This window comes from Psychroserpens luteolus (assembly GCF_021032705.1).
Classification (GTDB): Bacteria; Bacteroidota; Bacteroidia; order Flavobacteriales; family Flavobacteriaceae; genus Psychroserpens; species Psychroserpens luteolus.
Window position 1 is genome coordinate 191,539 of the sequence record NZ_JAHVXI010000004.1, and the last position, 21,638, is coordinate 213,176.

Annotated in this window: 16 protein-coding genes; 3 read left to right on the plus strand and 13 right to left on the minus strand. The window is 34.1% G+C overall.

From position 1 onward, the window contains the following. Positions 1-367 precede the first annotated feature (367 nt). Complete coding sequence (locus KWG70_RS11835; protein WP_230936246.1) at positions 368-1,165, plus strand: T9SS type A sorting domain-containing protein; 798 nt, start codon at positions 368-370, stop codon at positions 1,163-1,165. An 86-nt stretch (positions 1,166-1,251) separates the two neighbouring features. Here the strand turns inward: KWG70_RS11835 and KWG70_RS11840 are convergent, their stop codons facing one another. The 4 genes from KWG70_RS11840 to KWG70_RS11855 form a co-directional block, all read right to left on the minus strand. After that, positions 1,252-2,598, minus strand: a complete 1,347-nt coding sequence (locus tag KWG70_RS11840) for a M28 family peptidase (RefSeq protein ID WP_230936247.1) — start codon at positions 2,596-2,598, stop codon at positions 1,252-1,254. A 17-nt stretch (positions 2,599-2,615) separates the two neighbouring features. Then, entirely contained in the window at positions 2,616-3,290 is a 675-nt protein-coding gene (locus KWG70_RS11845) for a CBM9 family sugar-binding protein (protein ID WP_230936248.1), read from the minus strand. A gap of 83 nt (positions 3,291-3,373) precedes the next feature. Continuing rightward, positions 3,374-3,862 carry a DUF6265 family protein gene (locus KWG70_RS11850; protein WP_230936249.1) on the minus strand — a complete coding sequence of 163 codons (489 nt, stop codon included), beginning with the start codon at positions 3,860-3,862 and terminating at the stop codon, positions 3,374-3,376. Between the two features lie 92 nt (positions 3,863-3,954). After that, on the minus strand, positions 3,955-5,238 hold the full coding sequence (locus KWG70_RS11855; protein ID WP_230936250.1) for a nuclear transport factor 2 family protein: 1,284 nt from the start codon (positions 5,236-5,238) through the stop codon (positions 3,955-3,957). Between the two features lie 104 nt (positions 5,239-5,342). On the opposite strand from KWG70_RS11855, the gene KWG70_RS11860 reads away from it, so the two are divergent. Both KWG70_RS11860 and KWG70_RS11865 read left to right on the plus strand, forming a co-directional pair. Continuing rightward, entirely contained in the window at positions 5,343-5,723 is a 381-nt protein-coding gene (locus tag KWG70_RS11860; protein WP_298758576.1) for a BlaI/MecI/CopY family transcriptional regulator, read from the plus strand. Continuing rightward, positions 5,724-7,154, plus strand: coding sequence for an N-acetylmuramoyl-L-alanine amidase (locus KWG70_RS11865; RefSeq protein WP_230936252.1), 1,431 nt, complete (start codon positions 5,724-5,726; stop codon positions 7,152-7,154). 175 nt (positions 7,155-7,329) lie between these two features. Here the strand turns inward: KWG70_RS11865 and KWG70_RS11870 are convergent, their stop codons facing one another. The 9 genes from KWG70_RS11870 to purL form a co-directional block, all read right to left on the minus strand. Beyond that, on the minus strand, positions 7,330-9,138 hold the full coding sequence (locus tag KWG70_RS11870; RefSeq protein ID WP_230936253.1) for an acyl-CoA dehydrogenase family protein: 1,809 nt from the start codon (positions 9,136-9,138) through the stop codon (positions 7,330-7,332). 27 nt (positions 9,139-9,165) lie between these two features. Then, the gene (locus KWG70_RS11875; protein WP_230936254.1) at positions 9,166-10,356 is read right to left on the minus strand and encodes an acetyl-CoA C-acyltransferase; all 1,191 of its coding nucleotides are present in this window, start codon (positions 10,354-10,356) and stop codon (positions 9,166-9,168) included. A gap of 4 nt (positions 10,357-10,360) precedes the next feature. Next, the gene (locus KWG70_RS11880; protein WP_230936255.1) at positions 10,361-12,769 is read right to left on the minus strand and encodes a 3-hydroxyacyl-CoA dehydrogenase/enoyl-CoA hydratase family protein; all 2,409 of its coding nucleotides are present in this window, start codon (positions 12,767-12,769) and stop codon (positions 10,361-10,363) included. A gap of 1 nt (position 12,770) precedes the next feature. Beyond that, positions 12,771-13,226 (minus strand): MarR family winged helix-turn-helix transcriptional regulator, encoded by a 456-nt coding sequence (locus tag KWG70_RS11885; protein WP_230936256.1) that lies wholly within the window; start codon positions 13,224-13,226, stop codon positions 12,771-12,773. A gap of 113 nt (positions 13,227-13,339) precedes the next feature. Then, positions 13,340-14,347, minus strand: coding sequence for a helix-turn-helix domain-containing protein (locus KWG70_RS11890; protein WP_230936257.1), 1,008 nt, complete (start codon positions 14,345-14,347; stop codon positions 13,340-13,342). A gap of 12 nt (positions 14,348-14,359) precedes the next feature. Continuing rightward, on the minus strand, positions 14,360-14,782 hold the full coding sequence (locus tag KWG70_RS11895; protein WP_230936258.1) for a hypothetical protein: 423 nt from the start codon (positions 14,780-14,782) through the stop codon (positions 14,360-14,362). A gap of 121 nt (positions 14,783-14,903) precedes the next feature. After that, positions 14,904-16,679: an AMP-dependent synthetase/ligase gene (locus KWG70_RS11900; protein ID WP_230936259.1), complete on the minus strand. Its 1,776-nt coding sequence runs from the start codon at positions 16,677-16,679 to the stop codon at positions 14,904-14,906. A gap of 251 nt (positions 16,680-16,930) precedes the next feature. Then, positions 16,931-17,734, minus strand: coding sequence for a helix-turn-helix domain-containing protein (locus KWG70_RS11905; RefSeq protein ID WP_230936260.1), 804 nt, complete (start codon positions 17,732-17,734; stop codon positions 16,931-16,933). Positions 17,735-17,816: 82 nt separating this feature from the next. Continuing rightward, the gene (gene purL, locus KWG70_RS11910; protein ID WP_230936261.1) at positions 17,817-21,479 is read right to left on the minus strand and encodes a phosphoribosylformylglycinamidine synthase; all 3,663 of its coding nucleotides are present in this window, start codon (positions 21,477-21,479) and stop codon (positions 17,817-17,819) included. Positions 21,480-21,638 lie beyond the last annotated feature (159 nt).

Below are 21,638 nucleotides of genomic sequence, written 5' to 3' on the forward strand. Positions count from 1 at the left end.
TGTTGTTAAATAAATGTCACTTAATCGATATTTTATGCAATTTCAATCATTATAACGAGTATTTTATGCATCTAAACGAGTATTTCACAGCACCTCATATTGCCGTTCTATATTTGAACTGTTATTGAAATTGTGTGTTACATACAATTAAATATTTGGCCCCAAGCCTATGAAATAAAATACCTATTTGACTTTCATAATATTTCTTTCAATTTCAAATTAATCCAAAATACTTTTCGTAATAGCGAAGTATTCTCCCTCAATGTGTAAATACTAAATGTCAATTTAGTTCGCGCACAACATTTAATAAAAAAACAAGAGAATTTAACTAAGCAATGATGTAAGGCATCATTAAAAACCTACTATTATGAAAACGATTACAAATTTTCAAATTTCAAAAACAACAAGAGTATCTGCTTTACTTTTTTGTATTGCATTAATGTGTTCAAATTTTGTATTTGCTAATACGCCTAACGATCCAGACCTAAGAAAGAAAATAGGTTTACAACTTAATTCTGCTGGAACTTACGAAAGAGAAATATTAGTTGTAGAAGATGAAAATGCAACAGAAGGATACGATGCAGATTATGACACTGCAATTGACAATATACAATCTGATGATATGTATTGGTTAATTGATCAAGGAAAATATATTAACCAAGCTATTGGTGAAATTAACGAAGAGACTGTAATTGCTTTAGGCATTCACACAAATACAAGTGGAATAAACACAATTTCAATTAACAAATTGGAAAATATTCCAAACGCAATGAAGATTTTTGTTCACGATATTCAAACAGGTATATATCACAGTATTAAGGATGGTGCATACGAAGTTAATCTTCCAGCTGGTCTTTACTTAAACCGTTTTGAAATTGTATTCATGCAACCAGAGACATTAAGTACGACAGATTTTGATGCAGATAAATCATTAGATATAATGTTTGATACATCTGCAGATCAAATTAAGATATTAAACAATGCAAATTTAAAAATAGATACTGTTGAAGTATACTCTATCCTTGGACAATCTGTTCACAGATCGAATGCTTCAAACGCAAATAACGAATTAAGTATAAACACTAATACAATGACAACTGGTGCTTATGTTGTGATTGTAAAAGCTGAAAACGGTATTAACTCGAAAAAGATTTTAGTTAATTAGTTAGTTTTTTTATTTTAAGTCATCAAAAAGGCTATCCTAATGGGTAGCCTTTTTGTATATCATACAGTATTAAAATATCTATTATTTTATCTCATGATCTTATTAGGAAACACAACAACGCTTTCAAAACCATCAGCATCAACAGCAGCAACGCCAAAGTAAAAATTATCTATAACGATGCCATCCAAAGTAAACTCGGTGACATTACCTACATATCTGCTATGATCCCAAGTTGGAGATGTGGTATCTCTCCAGTAGATCTTATAACCTTTGGCACCATCAACGGCATTCCATTTTAGTTTTACCGAGGCTTCTACAATTCCGCCGATTTCAACAGTTGATGGAGCAGGAGGTGCCCAAGCTAAGCTTGCCATATTGATAGCATTTACAGCAGTCAATTTTTTAGCATACCCAAAATTTACATGCTCAAACGTATCGCCATAAGCAACACCATTTTCGGTGCGAATATCTTGATGTTGCTGGGTATAATTTTCATGGGCTTCCATAATTCTAATACCAGGATAACCGAGATCATTAAAAGGTCTGTGATGTCCACCACGACCAAAACGGTCTAGTCGATAAACCATCATAGGATTCATCTCTGGCATGTATGTTTTTACAGTATTATGTACATAACGCGCTAGCTGACGCGAAGTACCATCAACTTCACCACCAAAAAAACGACGACCTCGTGCTTGACGTGCTAATATCTCAGGATCTGTTTCGGCAGTGGTAATAGGTTCAGAAAAAATTCGGAATGTTCGATTATCAATTACGCCATCTACACCTTCAATATTACCAATCATATCATTATTTAAAACACCAATAATGTCCCAACCTTGCTCTTTGGCATAGGCTGCTAATCCAGCACCACCAAATAAACCCTGTTCTTCACCAGATAGACCTACATAAACGATACTACTTTCAAATTGATATTTAGATAACACGCGGGCAGCTTCAATAGCTCCAGCCATCCCAGAAGCGTTGTCATTAGCACCTGGAGCATCTGTAGTGAAATCCATAGTGTTACTAGCACGTGAGTCGATATCGCCACTCATAATAACGTAACGGTTAGGATATTTGGTCCCTTTTTGAATGGCAACCACATTAACCACCCAAGCATCTTTTGGTACACGACGATTACCTTCTTTGGTGACAAAATCTTTTTGGTAAAATACATTCAGGCAGTTATTACAACCTTTTGAAATGGTTTCAAATTCATTCTTTATCCATCGTCTTGCAGCACCAATACCTCTTGTGTCACTAATGGTGTCACTAAAGGTGTTACGAGTACCAAAATCGGCAAGAGTTTTAACATCCTGTCTTAGACGTTCTTCGGAAACCGCATCAATAATGTCGTAAATATTTGGGCTGGTTTGCGCGAATGTAAATGTACAATAGGTTAAAAACGCTAGGGTTATTAATCGTTTCATAGTATTTTTAGTTGCTTTTATTTTGTGAGTAATAAAGTTCCGAAAATATCTGCATCTATCCAACCTCGGTTTTTATCGTCACCTTCGACAGCGATAGATCCAATAAAATTCTCACGATTTGCACTAGTGTCATTATCACAGTATGCTAATGCAAAGCCAACTTTTTTATTGGGTTTTAAGGTAATAGATGTATGAACACCATCATCAGTATAGGTGTCATCGTACAATAATATTTTAACTTCCCATATAGAGATATCTCCTTTAGTTTCTCTTTTGGATTCTATATGCGAATTATAGAGTTTGCCTTTTTCCGAAGTAGACATATCCACAACATTTCCATCTAGTGCAATATGATACGCAAAGGCATTGTGAGTAAATTGATGATCTCCGCCACTATTGTTTTCGTCAATAAAAATCTCTAAACAGTCATCGTCCCACCATGCTTTGAGAGGGTCTGGTTCTTTATCTAAAAGGACATCATCTGTTATTTCGGCTAAGAGATAAAGTGCCTCATTGGTCCAAGTGAGTTTGTAACGACCAGAAAAGTCGTTTTCAGAATATGAGGAGCCCAACCATAATTGATCAATGGGATACCAATTTGCATTCTCCCAAGCATTTTCATCAGCCTTACCATCTAATACGATATTGGTTTTGGATTTTTTGATGTTTAAAAGTTGATGTTCTGGTTTCATTGTAACGCTATTGGTTGCCTTGTTTGAATTTTGCTTACAGCTAAATACAATTACAATGAGAACTACTAAACACGAAACCTTTCTCATCGACTTTTCTTATAATTAAATTTTACGATCTCAACTTCTCCTTTATCATTTTTAATGTCGACATAGACGTTCATTTCGGTATCGCTTACTTTTTCAAAACTCATACCTTCAAAAATCACTTGAGTTGGTGTGATTTTTTTTAATGGAAAATCAACAGTTTCATTTTTGGTTTCCCATCCTTTGAGATCATTATCAAAATGTTTTAACTGAAGAACCAATGAATTTTCTACTTCTCTAATGATTTCAATTTCATAGAAAGATACCTTTCCATCATTAATCAATTTAAAAGTAGCCATCATAGAACCTCCAGAGGGTTCACTCCAATTTTCTTCTGTTTGGCCACCAAAGGCTTCACCTTTCCAATTGCCTGAAATCCATTTGATGTTTTCAAGCTTTGGAGCAAGAGAGTCTGTTGTAGCTTTTGTTACAGTTTGAGAAAACCCTAAAAAGCTAATGCAAAAAACGAGTATAAATATGTATTTCATTTTAAATCTTTTAATTAAACACCTTATTACTATAACGTTTGTAAGATGCATAATGTGGACATTTTTGCTCAAATATAGATCAATTGATCGTGTTATTGAATAAAAGTCACTTTAACAATCTTTCCATTTTCAACTTCATAAATTGCTACCGCATTAAAAACTTGTCCATTAGCTGTGACTTGTTCTTCGTCAATAACTTTGTTACCAATCACAATACGTTTTTTTATATAAGCCCTTAAATCTGGAACGCGATCAAACCAGTCTTTATAACCTTTTCGCATTGCTTCTTTTCCTTCTGTACTTAAGGTGTTTGGATAATTGTAAAGTTTTATATCATCTGCATAGTCAGCCATAAACGCATCAATATCTCTTGCATTGTAGGCTTCCAAATTTCTTTGAACAATGGCTTCGACCTTAGAGGTTGCGGTGTTACTTTCAGTTGTAGACTCTTCAGATTCGTTGGTTTGAGTTTGTGTTGTTTCTTCAGTAGTTTTTGTATCTGTTACAGTGGTGTTAGTAATATCTCCAGCGATTAATAGCTTCGTGCCTTCAGGATTTACAGCCAAACGTGTAATTTTAGTAATGCCGTTTGCAGTTAAATCGGCAACTTTTTTCCAGTTATTATCTTTTTGTAAAGTTAATTTATACAATACACTATCTTTTCCAGAAAGAATGGTTTTACTATCTAACCAACAAATATCTTCAACACCTGTCATCGTATTAGCAATCACTTTTGTGGCACCAGAAATTGGATTTAATGACTTTATTTGCCATTGGTTTTCATTGTCTTTGGAAATGTAACTCACTAGGTTTGAATTTGGAATCTTATGAAATGAACGTCCAACATTTAATTGATATTTTCGACTTTTACCTTCTTCTAAGTTTGTCGTATATAAATTTAAATTGTCCTCTTCGATAACTGCTGATACGATAGTTTGTTCATCATACCAGGTGTAATAAGCAACTACTAGATCTTGGATGAGTTCATTAGAATCACCATTACTCATATTGTATGCATAGAGGCGTTGTTTACCATCTTTATCTAAACGTACTGCAGAGACTTCATTTTTATTTGGAATTTTAAGTGGTGTGTATTCACCACCTTCTGTGAAATTGAGCCAAGATTTAGAATCATAGCGCATATCATATTTGGCAATATCGGTTTGACCATTTCTAGTCGAAGCAAATAAAATGTAGCGATCATTTAGAAATGAAGGCTGATTATCGTAGCCTTCATTATTTGATAAATTCTTGGCATTTTTTATTTCAATTTTTGAACTATTCGCTTCTAAATCGAATAGAAAAACTTCGGTATTCGCTTGAGAATATAATGCTAAGGTTGTTAGAAATAGGAGTAGAGTAACTAAAGATTTCATGAGTAATGATTTAGCATAAAGATATAAAAGTTTTGATAGGCATTTTATAAAAAACTTGTACAATCAAATTTTATTACTACATTTGTAGTATTAAAACTATAATTGTGGATATAAAACAGTTAAATAAATCGGAATTACAAATCATGAAATATCTATGGATTTTAAAAAAGGGATTCATGAAAGATATCGTTGAACAATTCCCAGCGCCTAGACCTGCATATACTACTATTTCTACTCTTTTAAAGCGTATGTGCGATAAAGGTTATATTGGTTTTGAGCGTTTAGGAAGAGACAAACAGTATTATCCAATTTTAAAGAAAAATGATTATTTCTCTAAGCAGGTCAATGGTATGATTCAGCATTTTTTTAATGATTCAAAATCTCAGTTTGCATCATTCTTTACAAAAAATGCAGATTTATCTGTAACAGAATTAGAGGAATTGCAAGAGTTATTACAGCAAAAAATTAATCAAAAAAAGAAATAAATGATCGACTACTTATTCTATACATTGGTGAGTTTAGGCGGTTCCTTTTTGGTGTACCATTTTGTTCTAAAACAGCAAAAGACCTTTCAGTTTAATCGTGCTTATCTGCTTATAACTTTAATATTATGCTTGTTAGCACCACTAATGGAAATTGAGATATTAGATACAGTACCAAGCATCACAGAGCTATCCATACAGCATTCAGAAAATAATGCGATTGCTCATCAAGCTATGAATGGTGTGACCGTATCTGAAATTAAAAAACCAGACCATACAATATATGATATGATTTGGTATGTGTATTTAGCTATTTCGTTATGCTTTGTATTTAGATTCATAAAAAATCTAGTGAGTATCATTACACTTACAAGACAAGATCATGTACGCCATGCTAATCTTAAATTAATAGAAGGAAATGAAAGTAAAAATCCCTCAAGTTTTTTTAATTATTTGTTTATCAATTCAGACAGTCTAGAGGATGACTATTATTCAAATTCTATGATTCAACATGAGGTTGTCCATTGTAATCATTGGCATAGTTTAGATGTGCTCTTTATAGAGTTTGTCTTATGTGTATTGTGGTTTAATCCTTTTGTTTGGTTGTATAAAAAGGCGATTACACAAAATCATGAATTTATAGCCGATCATTTTACTATAAAGTCGGGTATAGATATCGACACATATTCTCAACTCATCATTGGGTCTAATCCTACGGAATACCGCGTTCCTTTTACTAGCGGATTTAATTTCATTCAAATCAAAAACAGAATTATTATGTTACATCAATCAAAATCATCAGTTTTCAAACGTACATTAAAGGTTACAACTGCTTTACTTTTATTTTCTGGAATTTTTATGCTTAGTTCATTTAAAGATTTAAAAAAGCCTATAGTTGTTGTTATAGATGCCGCACATGGTGGTAGTGATCCAGGACAATTAAACGAAAAAGGACATTTAAATGAAAAGGATATTGTTCTAAATATTTCTAATGCTTTGGCACAATATAGTAATGAGGATATCAAGATCATTACGTTAAGAGATGAGGATAAGTTCTTGTCTTTAAATGATAGAGTCAAGTTTATTAATGCTCAAAAGCCAGATTTATTGATCAGCCTTCACTGTAATGGCTATAAGGATAAGTCGGAAAATGGTGTCGAAGCTTTTTATTATTCTAAAAATGAATATGAGAAAAAATCATATGACTACAGTGAAATCTTGATCAAAAATCAATTGAAATCATTTTCTGATCGAGGTGTTGTAAAGCAAGCAAGCTTTTATATACTTAAAAATAGTAATTGTCCAGCTGTACTATTAGAACTCGGTTTCATTACTAATGAAAGAGACAGAGCAATCTTAACTGATAAAAACCATCAAAAAATTATAGCTAAATCAATTTATAAAAGTTTAGAAGATATTAGAGGGCGTAATTAGTTTTAATAAATAACAATTGAAAAAAAGCCAATCCCACAAGTGGATTGGCTCTCCATGTTTAGAAAATTTGAATTAGTCTCAATTTTGCTAACATTAATTGTCTAATTAAGCACAGAACTCCATGTTATCGTTCATAATGTACTTAAGTCGACATCTCAAACTAAAAAAAAAATCTTTAAAAACAGTATTTGTTTTCTGCTTTAACTTTTTCTGCAATTTCATTGCGTAAGTCTACAATGTCTGGATAGTTTTGGTACTTTGTAAAACGTTTAAGTCCCATTAACATCATACGTTGTTCATCTCCTTCTGCAAATGAAATAATACTTTCTTTTCCTTTTCCTTCTACAATACTTACGGCATTGTATAAGTATAATTTAGACATGGCAATTTGTACTTTTTGAGCGGCTTCACCAAAGCGTTTCGCATTTTTCTCGGTTCTTAAAATCGTAGACTCAGCCATATAGATTTCGATTAAGATATCAGCAGCTGCAATTAATAACTGTTGATGCTCTTCTAAATCTTGTCCGAATTTTTGAACAGCAGCACCAGCAACCATTAAGAATACTTTTTTAAGTTTGGCGATCATTGCTTTTTCTTCAGAAAACAACTCAGAATAATCAGGAGTTTCAAACGAAGGAATCCCCATTAATTCTTCCTGTACTTTCATTGCTGGACCTAAAAGGTCAACATGACCACGCATAGCTTTCTTCACAAGCATTCCAACTGAGAGCATACGGTTAATTTCGTTTGTTCCTTCATAGATACGTGCAATACGAGCATCTCTCCAGGCTGCTTCCATTGGTGTTTCTTCAGAGAATCCCATTCCACCAAAGATTTGGATACCTTCATCGGCGCAATTTTGAACATCTTCAGAAACAGCAACTTTTAAGATAGAACATTCAATAGCATATTCTTCAACGCCTTTCAATTCTGCTTCTTGATGTGTATTTCCTGAGGCTTCACGAATGGCGATACGATCTTCAATGTTTTTTGCAGCTCTATATGTTGCAGATTCTCCAGCATAAGCACTAGTTGCCATTTGTGCAAGTTTTGTTTTGATGGCTCCAAAATCTGCAATAGGTGTTTTAAACTGCTTACGTTCGTTGGCATAGTTTACTGCAGTTGTAAGAATGCGTCGTTGTGAATCTAAACAAGCAGCAGCTAATTTAATACGACCAACATTTAATGCATTCATAGCAATTTTAAATCCTTCACCACGACCAGCTAACATGTTTTCTACAGGAACAACAGTATCATTAAAAAATACTTGACGTGTAGAACTTGCACGAATACCTAATTTATGTTCTTCTTCTCCTAAAGTAATTCCATTAGGTTTTTCTCCATCATATTCAACAATAAATCCGGTAATATTTTTATCATCTTCTATACGTGCAAATACAATCATAACACTACAAAAACCTGCGTTTGATATCCACATTTTTTGTCCGTTGATTTTATAGGATTTACCATCTGCTGATAATTCGGCTGTCGTTTTACCAGAGTTGGCATCAGATCCAGCTCCAGGTTCGGTTAAACAGTAAGCACCAAACCATTCACCAGAAGCTAATTTTGGTACATATTTTTGCTTTTGTTCTTCTGTTCCATAGAGTGTAATTGGCATTGTTCCAATTCCAGTATGTGCACCAAAGGCTGTACTAAAAGAACCTGTACCACTAGAAATATAGTCACAGGTTAAGCACGTAGATACAAACCCCATTCCCAATCCACCATAAGCTTCAGGAACAGCAACACCTAAAAACCCGAGTTGCCCAGCTTTTACCATGCATTCTTCAGTTAAGGCATAATCTTTTGCTTCAAAACGTGCCTTATGTGCTATAATTTCGCGGTCATTAAACTCCATAACCGCTTCTTTCATCATTTTTTGTTCTTCTGAAAAATCTTCAGGTGTAAATACATCCTCACATTTGGTTTCTTTTACCAAAAATTGGCCTCCTCTTAAGATATCTTTTTCTGTTGTTTCCATTGCTATATTTTTGTTTTGTTCTTTCTGTTAGTTTAAAAATTCGAAGATACCACAGGCGCCTTGACCTGTTCCCACACACATGGTTACGGCACCATATTTTCCTTTCATGTCGCGCTTACGCATTTCATCAAATAACTGTACCGATAGTTTGGCACCTGTGCACCCAAGTGGATGCCCTAGAGCGATTGCACCTCCATTAACATTAATAATGTCTGGATTTAAATCTAATTCTCTAATAACTGCTAATGATTGCGAAGCAAAGGCTTCGTTGAGCTCGATTAATTCTAAATCTGATTGTTGTAATCCTGCTTGTTTCAATGCTTTTGGGATGGCTTTTACAGGGCCAATTCCCATGATACGAGGTTCTACTCCAGCAGCAGCATAGTTTACTAAACGTGCAATAGGTTCAATATTTAATTCTTTAACCATATCCTCACTCATCACCATAACAAAGGCAGCACCATCACTCATTTGAGATGAGTTACCTGCCGTTACACTTCCTCCAGCAGCAAAAACTGCTCTTAGTTTGGCTAAGGCTTCTTTATTGGTTCCTTTTCTCGGACCTTCATCTTTAGTTACAGTGTAAGACTTTGTTGCTTTTTTTCCATTCTCATCAATATAAGTTTGATCAACTGTAATAGGAACGATTTGATCTTGAAAACGATTTTCGGCTTGTGCTCGTAATGCTTTCATATGAGAGTTGTATGCAAACTCATCTTGATCTTCACGAGATACTTTAAATTGATTAGCAACAGCCTCTGCTGTATTTCCCATTCCCCAATAATATTCTTCATGGCCAGCTTTAACAGTATCATAATTTAATTCTGGTTTGAATCCAGTCATAGGAACAGAACTCATACTTTCTGATCCTCCAGCAATAATACAATCTGCCATTCCAGCTTGGATCTTAGCTGTTGCAATACCAATAGTTTCAATTCCTGAAGAACAAAAACGGTTCACAGTTACACCAGGTACATCGACACTGTTTAATCCAATTAAAGAAATAAATCGAGCCATGTTTAGACCTTGTGAACCTTCAGGCATTGCATTACCTACAATAACATCATCAATTCTTGAGACATCTAGATTAGGTAATTCTTTCATCATATGCTGAATGGTTTCAGCACCTAACTCATCGGCTCTTTTAAAACGGAACACGCCTTTTGGTGCTTTACCAACTGCTGTTCTATATGCTTTTACTATATATGCTTGTTTCATTGTCTTAGTTTCTTAAAGGTTTTCCTTTGGTTAACATGTGTTGGATTCGTTCTAAGGTTTTACGTTCAGTACATAATGAAAGGAATGCTTCACGTTCTAAATCCAATAAATATTGTTCTGTAACCAACGTTGGTTCAGATAGATCTCCACCAGCCATCACGTATGCTAATTTATTAGCTATTTTTTGGTCGTGTTCACTAATGTAGTGACTCGCTTCCATAGCATCTGTTCCTACCAAGAACATACCTAAGGCTTGTTTTCCAAGTACTTTTATATCCTTGCGTTTTACAGGTTGTGTATAACCAGCATCAGCGAGTAACTTAGCGTGAGCTTTTGCAGTCGCAATTTGTCTATCCTTATTAACAACGACGATATCTTTTCCTTTTTGAAGTACACCTAAATCAAATGCTTCATAAGCTGAGGTTGCAACTTTAGCCATACCAATAGTCAAGAAATATTCTTGTAGTACATTTAGCTCAACATCACCTTTTCTAAATGTGTCTTGAGCTCTTAAAGCCATTTCTTTAGAGCCTCCACCGCCAGGAATAACACCAACACCAAACTCTACAAGTCCGATATAAGTTTCAGCGGCTGCAACAACTTTATCTGCGTGCATTGATAACTCACATCCACCACCTAATGTCATGCCATGAGGAGCAGAAATGGTTGGAATAGAGGAGTAGCGCATACGCATCATGGTATCTTGGAAATATTTGATAGCCATATTCAATTCGTCATATTCTTGCTCGGCTGCCATCATGAAAATCATTCCAATGTTGGCGCCAACTGAAAAATTAGCCGCTTGATTTCCTACCACTAAACCAGCAAAATCTTTTTCGGCTAGATCTATAGCTTTATTTAATCCAGCTAAAACATCACCACCAATCGTATTCATTTTAGATTGGAATTCTACATTAAGAATACCATCACCTAGATCTTCAACAACAACACCTGAGTTTTTAAACACTTCATTAGATGCTCTAATATTGTCTAAAATGATAAAGCTATCTTGACCAGGAATTTTTTCTTGAGATTTTTTCGGAATGTCATATGCATAAGTGGCACCAGCTTTAACACTGTAGAATGATGTACTTCCCGAAGCTAACATGTCATTTACCCAAGCATTAGGTTCTAGTCCTTCGGCTTTCATGATCTCAATTCCCTTTTCTACACCAATAGCATCCCAAATTTGAAAAGGTCCATGTTCCCATCCAAACCCAGCTTTCATGGCATCATCTATTTTATATAGATCATCTGTAATTTCAGGAATACGATTTGACACATAGGCAAATAATGCAGCAAAGCTTTTACGGTAAAATTCACCAGCTTTATCTTTTCCTTTGACTAATACTTTAAAACGGTCAACAACCTTATCGATAGATTTTGTTAGCTCTAAAGTGGCAAATTTTGCTTTTTGAGCAGAACGGTATTCTAATGTATTAAGGTCTAGAGATAATATTTCTTTTTTACCTTCAGCAGATACATTTTTTTTATAGAAACCTTGTTTCGTTTTACTACCTAACCATTTATTTTCCATCATAGTGTTGATGAAATCTGGCAATTGGAACAATTCATGACGTTCGTCATTTGGACAGTTTTCTCTAATCCCATTGGCTACATGAACTAAGGTGTCTAAACCAACAACATCAACAGTACGGAAGGTTGCCGATTTTGGACGACCTATTACAGGGCCTGATAATTTATCTACGTCTTCGATAGTGAGATCTAAATCTTTTACTGCATGAAATAGACTCATGATACTAAAGATTCCAATTCTATTTCCAATAAATGCTGGTGTGTCTTTGGCAACAACTGATGTCTTTCCAAGGAATTGTTCACCATAGCCATTTAAAAAATCTAAAACGGATGCATCTGTTTTAGGTCCTGGAATGATTTCAAATAATTTTAAGTATCGTGCAGGATTAAAGAAGTGTGTTCCACAAAAATGCTTTTGGAAATCATCGCTTCGTCCTTCACTCATAAATTTAATAGGAATACCTGATGTATTTGATGTAATTAATGTTCCAGGTGTTCTATGTTGCTCTAGTTTTTCAAACACTTGCTGTTTGATATCTAAACGCTCAACAACAACTTCCATAATCCAATCTACATCTTTTACTTTTGCAATATCATCTTCTAGGTTTCCAGTAGTGATTCTATTTTTAAAAGATGGATGATAAAGAGGTGCAGGTTTTGATTTTATTGAAGCAGTTAAGGCATCATTAACCAATCTATTTCTTACGACCTTATCTTCTAAAGTTAAGCCTTTAGCTTTTTCTTTATCATTTAGTTCTCTAGGAACGATGTCTAATAGTAAGACATCAACACCAATATTAGCAAAATGACAAGCGATACCGCTTCCCATAATTCCCGAACCAATAATGGCAATTTTTTTAATTCTACGTTTACTCATCTTATTTTAAAATGTGTTCTTTTTGGTTGTATATCTGTTTGTTGGAAATCATATTATTAATGACTTCAGCCACTTTATAAAAATTGGCTAGCTCTTCTTCCGAAACATTATCTCTAATTGTTTCGTTAAATGTGAGTACTTTTTCTCTTGAATAAGCTCTCTTTTCTCTACCAAATTCTGTGAGGTGAATTAAGACACCACGACCATCTTCAGGATTAGGTTTTCTTGTAATTAACCCTTTTTCTTCCATGGTTTTAAGTGTGCGTGATAAACTCGTAGCTTCCATTCCCATTTTTGGGCCAAGAGAAGTGGAAGGTGTCCCATTTTCAGGATCAATACTTAGTAAAGCGAAACCTGTGGCCATCGTGGTGTCAAATTGAGATGCTTCTTCATTATACATCTTATTGACCGCTAACCAAGTGGTTCTAAGTACATAGTCAATCGTTTTATCCTTCATAATTTGAATTTTGGAATCCAAATATACTAAAAAATACTATGCACGCATAGTAATTGTGAAAAAATTATGCATGCATAGTATCTTGAATACGTATTCAAAATGATATGAAAAGTCTATACGTTAATATCTAAAATTTCTTTTCTTGATTTAATGCCAAGTTTAGCGTAGATATTACTTGCGTGCGACTTAACAGTGCTTAAACCAATATTCAATTCGTCGGAAATCTCCTTATTTGATTTTCCGTCTTTTATTAGTGAGAAAATTTTTCGTTCTTGAACACTTAATGATCGTAGTTTATTTGACTTTCTAACCACGAAAAGATAATAACTCAATACTATTCCACCAAGAAAACAGACCAAGCCAATAGAAATATTCATATAAGACTTTTCTTCTTTTGGAAGCGGTAAACTGTTTCTAAACTCTTTAAAATAGGTTGATGAATTTCCTTCCCATTTTATAAGGTAGTCGGTATAAAACTGTTTATTAATGTCATAGTTAGTTTCATACTTACTTTTATAAAGAGCATAGAGCGATACTAATGCATTAGAAGAGGTGTCGGCAACAAATCGAAGTTTTTCATTAATTCCCTTAGTAATGAATTCACGCTTAAGATAGGTCTCTTCGACACTTGTACTATCAACAAAGCGTGCTATTTTATTAATTTCAGAAAGCGCAAAATTTGGCAGATCTCCTTCAATTTCAGCGAGATAAAAAGGCGTCTGACTTTTGTTTTTGCTTACATAGATATTAGAGCTTTTTTTGGTGATAAGAAACATATGGTTTTCATCTTTTCCACCAATAATAAGAGAAGCTGGAGGTGCGTTCTTTTTTGCAATATGAACTCGATATAAATGTTCTTTCTCAGGTAAAAATGACGTGTCAAATTTAAAGTTACCATTAGTATCAATATCTGCAACAGACACAATCATGGAGTTAGACATCGTAAACATTTTATTAAACGACGGAATCAATGATAAATAGACTTTCTTGCTCCAAGTAGAATCTAATTGAATAGAACCTTTAATAGTATAATGCTCTTGTTCACTTTGTGATGAACATAATAAACAAGAGCAAATTATAAATATAAGAGATGTGTGCTTTAATAGGCTGGTTTTAAGCATTAATATACAAGTTTACATTTGTTGTGAAGATTGAATTTCTACACGACCAGTAGCATTTATCGGAATAAAAACAATTTTCCAGTTTCCTTTTTGTGGTTTGTTTATGTATTTATTGATTTGACCAGTAACCCCATCTTTGAGCATGCTGAATAAAGATCCGTCATCCTCTGACTCTATACTTTCTACTGAAAATTCGCCTTGTTTTTCATCTGAAGGGTCATAAATCACAATAGAAACGCTCCCTTTTTTTACTGCACAATTAATAAAAAGTTGCAATGCAGTTGTATTTTCAGAGAGTTTGATATTGACGCTTTGAGTTTTAGAAGACGCCTTAAATCCAAGATTTCTAGTCGTTTTAAATTCTGTTTGTGCTAGAGCTCCAAAACTTAAGAAAAGTGTGAAGATGATTACTGTAATAGATTTTGAAAATTTCATAATATTCGTTTTTTAGATTAATACCGCAAATGTATATCTAAAGCACTTCCGTCTCAAGTTTATAAGGTTGAAAAACGGTCTAATAAAGTAGTAATAATGGTTGTAACCCTTTAAAAACAGGCTATTGTCTGTATATTTTATCATAAAGGTCTTGATAGATTCCTTTTATAACATCACGTTTCATTTTCATTGTAGGTGTTAAATGCCCTCCATCTATAGACCAAACATCGGGAGTGAGTTCGAAACGTTTGATCTGTTCCCATTTTCCGAAGTTTTTATTATACTTATTGATTTCCTTTTGAATGCGTTTGATGACAATATCTGAGGTTGCAATCTCCTCATCTGATGTCCCAATTTTATGGTCTTTGTGATCTATCCAATCTCGAATAAAATCAAAATTTGGTTGTATAATTGCCGCAGGCATTTTTTCACTTTCACCAACAACCATTATTTGTTCAATGAAAAGCGATTGCTTCATGTCGTTTTCTAGGAGTGGCGGAATCACATATTTTCCACCAGAGGTTTTAAACATCTCTTTTTTACGCCCTGTAATCTTTAAAAACCCGTCTTGATCTATTTCGCCTTTGTCACCTGTATGAAAGTAATCACCAGTCATAACGCTAGCTGTTTTGTCTGGGTCTTTGTAGTATCCTTTCATAACATTAGGACCTTTGATTAAAATTTCTCCATCTTCAGCAATTTTAACTTCTACGTTTTTAATCACTTTTCCTACAGTTCCTATCTTAAATAAATTATTGGCATACATTTCTACAGAAACTACGGGAGATGTTTCAGTTAAACCATAACCTTGCATGACTTTCATTCCTGCAGCAGAAAAAATTCTAGATAATCTTGGTTGTAGCGGTGCACTTCCCGATACCATAGTAGATAATTCGCCGCCTAATGCTGCTCGCCACTTACTAAAAATTAATTTACTAGCAATCTTAAGTTTAAACTCGTACCAAGCCCCATTTTTACCATAAGGTTCCCATTGTTCACCTAATTTCACAGCCCAAAAGAATAAGCCTTTCTTAATTCCTGAAAGATCTTCTCCTTTTAGCATGATCTTATCGAAAACTTTTTCAAGTAGTCGTGGAACTACACTCATTAAATTGGGTTTTATCTCTTTAGCGTTATCGCCAATTTTGTCAATACCTTCAGCAAAATATATTGTAGTACCAGCATATTGATAGATATAAATAAGAACACGTTCAAAAATATGGCATATCGGTAAAAAGCTAAGTACTCGTGTTTGACTACCGCTAGTTATTGGTAATCGTTCAGAAGCATCTAATGCATTACTCGTAATGTTGTGGTGAGTAAGCATGACACCTTTAGGTTTTCCTGTAGTACCAGAGGTATATATTATAGTGGCAAGATCGTGAGGGTCGACATTATCTTTTCTAGCTTCAACATCAGGTTGTGTGCTTTCGTCTTTTCCAAGTTCAAAAAGTTCAGAATAATGTTTACAACCTTCAATATGATCAAAAGAATACACATCTTTTAATTTCGTATTTGCTTGGACTTTTCTAACTTTTTCTAAAACTTCAATATCCGAAACAAAGCAATATGTAGATTCACTATGATTGAGAACATATTCATAATCTTCGGCACAAATAGTTGGGTAAATTGGAATGTTTTGAGCTCCAGTTTGGAGGATTCCGACATCCATAATATTCCATTCGGTTCTATTTGTTGTTGAAATAACAGCAATCTTATCATTTTTTTGAATCCCAAGTTTTAGTAAAGCCCTACTTACTGCATTAGCTTTATCTAAGTAATCTTTTGTCGATGTTTTAATCCATTTTCCATCATATTTTGTTGCTAATGCTGCATCTAAATTATGAACCTCTAGTTGATAGTATGGAAAATCAAATAATCTTGTTATTTCTGTCATTATGTTTGATAAGATTGTAGTATTGCAAAATATGAAATTAAAAGTGAATTTCAAATGTGTAAATGAAAAAAGGAGCTGCAATGACACAACTCCTTAATTTATTGAATTTTAACTAAAATGAAATAGTCAAGTCTTTTTACTACAAATAACTAAAAACTAATAAACCCTTACTATTAATTTTACAAACTGACTTACATTTCAGAAAGTAAATTTATAATTTATAAATAGTATAATGGTGTAAAAAATCGTAACTAATTATTTTTAAAAACTGCTTTTAATAATGGATAATCTTTTTTGAAATAGGATTTAGGAGTTTCATTCATAAATAACTTGAAATCTTTAGAAAAATGAGACCGATCGTAATAGTCAAACATAAACATAAGATCCTTTATAGCAATCTCTTGATTTTCATATTTCCGCATTAGTTTTAAAAAACGGTACAGTCTCACATATTTTCCAGGTGTTAGCCCTACAATTTTTTTGAACTGAGTTTCCAGTGTTTTTTGAGACATATTAATATGCTCCAAAATGCTATGAACACTTAAAAGGCCTTCTTTGTTTTTTATGAGATCTATAGCTATATCAATACTTTTGGTAGTTTTATTTGTTGTGAGATCTAGTTTAGAAAAGAAATCATCTAAACGTTTAACCATATCTTCTGGATCAGAAAAATTCTCAAATAGAGGTTTCATTTTAGAATATAATTCTGGATGAAAATCTAATAACGACATATGCTTATCCTGTAATTTGGAAATGTCTGTGTTTAAAATTTTGAATAGTGCAGTGGGATGAAAGCTAACTCCAAACGACATGGCTTTAGATAAACAATGTAATTGGTAAGATCTAAAAAATTGCCCGCTAATTGTAATATCAGAAATACGCATTTCCTTTGTATTCAAAACTGCTTTTTGATCGCCATAAAAAATGTTCGTCAAGTGCGTAAGTCCGATAGGTAATACAGTAGATTGAAATGGAACAGCATCTTCAGAAAAAGACAATTGGTAATATTCCTCTATGAGATGAGGAACTTTGTTTTCATAATAATTCAGCGTCATTGATCAGGATTAATTGTAGGTAAAGTAATACATTAATCTGAATTAAGAAAGCAATGGGCTAAATTTTAAATCTAAATTATAATTATTTGTTTTCTACCCATGTTCTAGCATTTACAAACGCTTCAATCCAAGGCGATACATCATCTTGCCTGTTTTCTGGATAATGAGCCCAATTCCATTGAAATGTCGAACGTTCAATATGTGGCATCATCACTAAATGACGTCCAGTTTTATCACACATCATTGCCGTATTATAATCTGATCCATTTGGATTTGAAGGATATGCATCGTAGCCATATTTTGCAACAATGTTGTAATCTTCCTCGCGATTAGGAAGATTAAATTTTCCTTCACCATGACTAATCCAGACACCCAAAGTTGCATCTTTCAAAGTGGATAGCATTACAGAGTTATTCTCTTGAACAGTAACTGATGTAAATGCACTTTCATGTTTTTTAGAATCGTTGTGTAGCATTTTGCCATGTGTATCGTGCTCAGGATTAATTAATTCTAATTCCATGAATAATTGACAACCATTACAGATGCCAACCGACAGTGTGTCTTCTCTTTCAAAGAAATTTTTAATGGCTTTATTTGCATTGTCGTTATATTTGATGGCTCCAGCCCAACCTTTTGCAGATCCTAAAACATCACTGTTAGAAAAACCACCAACAGCACCAAGAAACTGAATATCTTCGAGTGTTTCGCGCCCAGAAATTAAATCGGTCATATGGACGTCTTTAACATCAAAGCCAGCCAAATACATGGCATTAGCCATTTCACGCTCTGAGTTACTTCCTTTTTCACGAAGAATTGCCGCTTTAGGTCTAGGTTTGGTTGCATCTATAATGGGTAACTGTCCGGTAAATTGCTTCGGAAACGTATAGGTTAATGGTTGCTTCGAATAGTTTTTAAAACGTGCTTCGGCCAAGTCATTTGCGGTTTGTTTTTGATCCAATAAGAAAGAAGTCTTATACCACATATCTCGTAATCTGGATACGGTCATTGTAAATACTTCATTATTATTTATAATACCTAGAACATCTGCATCAGTAACTTTTCCAATATTGAAAAATTCGATATTAGCTTCTGAAAGGATGTGTTCTATAGACTGGTCTTTAGCTTGAAATACGATACCAGAATTCTCAGCAAATAATAGTTTAAGAGAATCTTTTTCCCCTAAAGCAGTAAGGTCTAATTCTGCTCCTAAATTGGTGTCGGCAAAACATAATTCCAATAATGTTGTAATTAAACCACCAGAAGCCACATCATGTCCCGCTACAATTTGCTGATCTTTAATTAATTGTTGAATTGTATTGAAAACAGTCTTTACATACAAGGCATCTTGTACATTTGGAACATCATTTCCAATCTTATTTAAAATTTGGGCAAAAGAACTTCCGCCCAATTTAAAATGGTCTTGAGATAAATTAATGTAATAGATTTCTCCAGCGTTTTTATTAAACACAGGCTCAACTACATTTTTAATAGTATTGCAATTCGCTGCCGCAGAAATAATAACAGTTCCTGGAGAGATTACTTCCTCGTTTGGATATTTTTGCTTCATCGATAATGAATCTTTTCCTGTAGGAACATTAATTCCTAAATCGATAGCAAACTCTGAAATTGCTTTTACAGCTTTGTATAATCTCGCATCTTCACCTTCATTTTTACATGGCCACATCCAGTTGGCAGATAATGAGACGCTTTTCAAACCATCTTTTAAGGGAGCCCAAATAATATTGGTTAATGCTTCGGTAATGCTATTTCTACTTCCCGCTTCTGGATTGATTAGTCCCGAAATAGGCGAGTGGCCAATTGATGTGGCAATACCTTCTTTTCCATTATAATCTAAAGCCATGACACCAACATTATTTAATGGTAGTTGTAATGGTCCAGTACATTGTTGCTTGGCAACTTTTCCACCTACACAACGATCTACTTTGTTGGTCAGCCAGTCTTTACAAGCGACGGCTTCAAGCTGTAAAACTTGATCCAGGTAACTATAAAACTCGTCAGGATTATAAGCGACATCGCTGTAAGTTCTATGTAAAGACACATCAGTCATTATCGTTTTTGGAGAACTACCGAACATATCTTCCAATGCTAAATCCATTGGTTTATTACCTTTAGTTTCTGATTTAAAGCAAAAATGTTTATCATCTGTTACATTTCCGACGGTATATAATGGAGAACGTTCACGTTCAGCAATTTTACTGATATGATCTAAGTGTTTTTCAGCAATTAATAATCCCATGCGTTCTTGAGATTCGTTTCCAATAATTTCTTTATCAGAAAGTGTAGGATCACCTACAGGTAATTTATCTAAGTCTATACATCCGCCTGTGTCTTCAATTAATTCACTTAAGCAATTAAGGTGTCCACCAGCACCATGATCATGAATAGAAATGATATGGTTGTTTTCACTTTCTACCATACCGCGTACCACATTGGCTGCACGTTTTTGCATTTCAGGATTTGAACGTTGTACTGCATTAAGTTCAATTCCTGTAGAAAATTCTCCTGTATCTGCACTAGATACAGCAGCACCTCCCATTCCGATGCGATAATTTTCACCACCTAATACTACAATTTTGTCACCAGATTCAGGTATGGCTTTAATAGCTTGGTCTAATTTTCCGTAGCCTATACCACCAGCTTGCATAATCACTTTATCAAAACCTAACTTTCTGGCATCCTCTTCATGTTCGAAAGTAAGTACAGAACCACAAATAAGGGGTTGCCCAAATTTGTTTCCAAAATCTGAAGCACCATTACTCGCTTTAATCAAAATATCCATTGGTGTTTGATAGAGCCAAGGTCTAGCTTCTAGTTTTTGCTCCCAAGGACGATTCTCTTCTAAACGCGAATATGATGTCATATAAACAGCTGTTCCAGCTAAGGGTAATGAGCCTTTTCCTCCAGCAAGTCGATCGCGGATTTCACCACCAGATCCTGTAGCTGCACCATTAAAAGGTTCTACGGTTGTAGGGAAATTATGTGTCTCAGCTTTAAGAGAAATAACAGATTCAAACGATTTGGTTTCATAAAAATCAGGAACATCTGCGCGCTTAGGAGCAAACTGTTCTACTTTAGGTCCTTTAATGAAAGCAACATTATCTTTGTAGGCCGAAACAATATCGTTTGGATTTTGCTTAGACGTCTCTTTAATCATTTTAAAAAGTGATGTAGATTTTTCTTCTCCGTCAATCACAAAGGTGCCATTGAAAATTTTATGACGACAATGTTCACTATTCACTTGTGAAAATCCAAAAACTTCTGAGTCGGTTAGAGGACGTCCTATTTTTTTGGAGACACCTTCAAGATATTCTATTTCTTCGTCATTTAAAGCTAAACCTTCTTGTTGGTTATAAGCAGAAATATCTTCAATGTTTAATATGTCTTCAGGTTGTATATCGATGGTGAACGACTCTTGATTTAATCCGTTATATTTTTCGGAAATCATTGGGTCATACCCTTTAAAATCTTTTGAGCAGGCTTCAAACTCTTCAATACGAATAATGCCTTTTATTCCCATATTTTGAGTAATCTCAACAGCATTGGTACTCCAAGGTGTAATCATTGCTGCACGAGGACCAACAAAAAAAGCATCGAGAGATGCTTGTTCTAGTTTAGGTTGGTCGCCAAATAGCCACGTTAATTTAGCTATGGTTTCAATTGATAATTCTTTTGTTGCTTGAACAGCAAATACCTTGCTGTTTTGGTTTCCGAAGAAATGAATCATTATTTCGTATTTTGTGTTGTTTTTTGAAAGCACAAATTTACACTTTTTCAGTGTAACTTATTTAGATAATAGCATTGAAAATTTTGAGTTATCCACCAATTAATTCACAATCAATACTGTGTTTATTGTTCTTATTTTTTTACTTTTAGATAACTTAAA

Bases quoted from the DNA above. Each gene is read 5' to 3' on its own strand.
- KWG70_RS11865 (WP_230936252.1), top strand. From the start codon at position 5,724: ATGATCGACTACTTATTCTATACATTGGTGAGTTTAGGCGGTTCCTTT.
- KWG70_RS11870 (WP_230936253.1), bottom strand. From the start codon at position 9,138: ATGGAAACAACAGAAAAAGATATCTTAAGAGGAGGCCAATTTTTGGTA.
- purL (WP_230936261.1), bottom strand. From the start codon at position 21,479: ATGATTCATTTCTTCGGAAACCAAAACAGCAAGGTATTTGCTGTTCAA.
- KWG70_RS11835 (WP_230936246.1), top strand. From the start codon at position 368: ATGAAAACGATTACAAATTTTCAAATTTCAAAAACAACAAGAGTATCT.
- KWG70_RS11885 (WP_230936256.1), bottom strand. From the start codon at position 13,226: ATGAAGGATAAAACGATTGACTATGTACTTAGAACCACTTGGTTAGCG.
- KWG70_RS11855 (WP_230936250.1), bottom strand. From the start codon at position 5,238: ATGAAATCTTTAGTTACTCTACTCCTATTTCTAACAACCTTAGCATTA.
- KWG70_RS11875 (WP_230936254.1), bottom strand. From the start codon at position 10,356: ATGAAACAAGCATATATAGTAAAAGCATATAGAACAGCAGTTGGTAAA.
- KWG70_RS11850 (WP_230936249.1), bottom strand. From the start codon at position 3,862: ATGAAATACATATTTATACTCGTTTTTTGCATTAGCTTTTTAGGGTTT.
- KWG70_RS11845 (WP_230936248.1), bottom strand. From the start codon at position 3,290: ATGAAACCAGAACATCAACTTTTAAACATCAAAAAATCCAAAACCAAT.
- KWG70_RS11895 (WP_230936258.1), bottom strand. From the start codon at position 14,782: ATGAAATTTTCAAAATCTATTACAGTAATCATCTTCACACTTTTCTTA.
- KWG70_RS11880 (WP_230936255.1), bottom strand. From the start codon at position 12,769: ATGAGTAAACGTAGAATTAAAAAAATTGCCATTATTGGTTCGGGAATT.
- KWG70_RS11905 (WP_230936260.1), bottom strand. From the start codon at position 17,734: ATGACGCTGAATTATTATGAAAACAAAGTTCCTCATCTCATAGAGGAA.
- KWG70_RS11840 (WP_230936247.1), bottom strand. From the start codon at position 2,598: ATGAAACGATTAATAACCCTAGCGTTTTTAACCTATTGTACATTTACA.
- KWG70_RS11900 (WP_230936259.1), bottom strand. From the start codon at position 16,679: ATGACAGAAATAACAAGATTATTTGATTTTCCATACTATCAACTAGAG.
- KWG70_RS11890 (WP_230936257.1), bottom strand. From the start codon at position 14,347: ATGCTTAAAACCAGCCTATTAAAGCACACATCTCTTATATTTATAATT.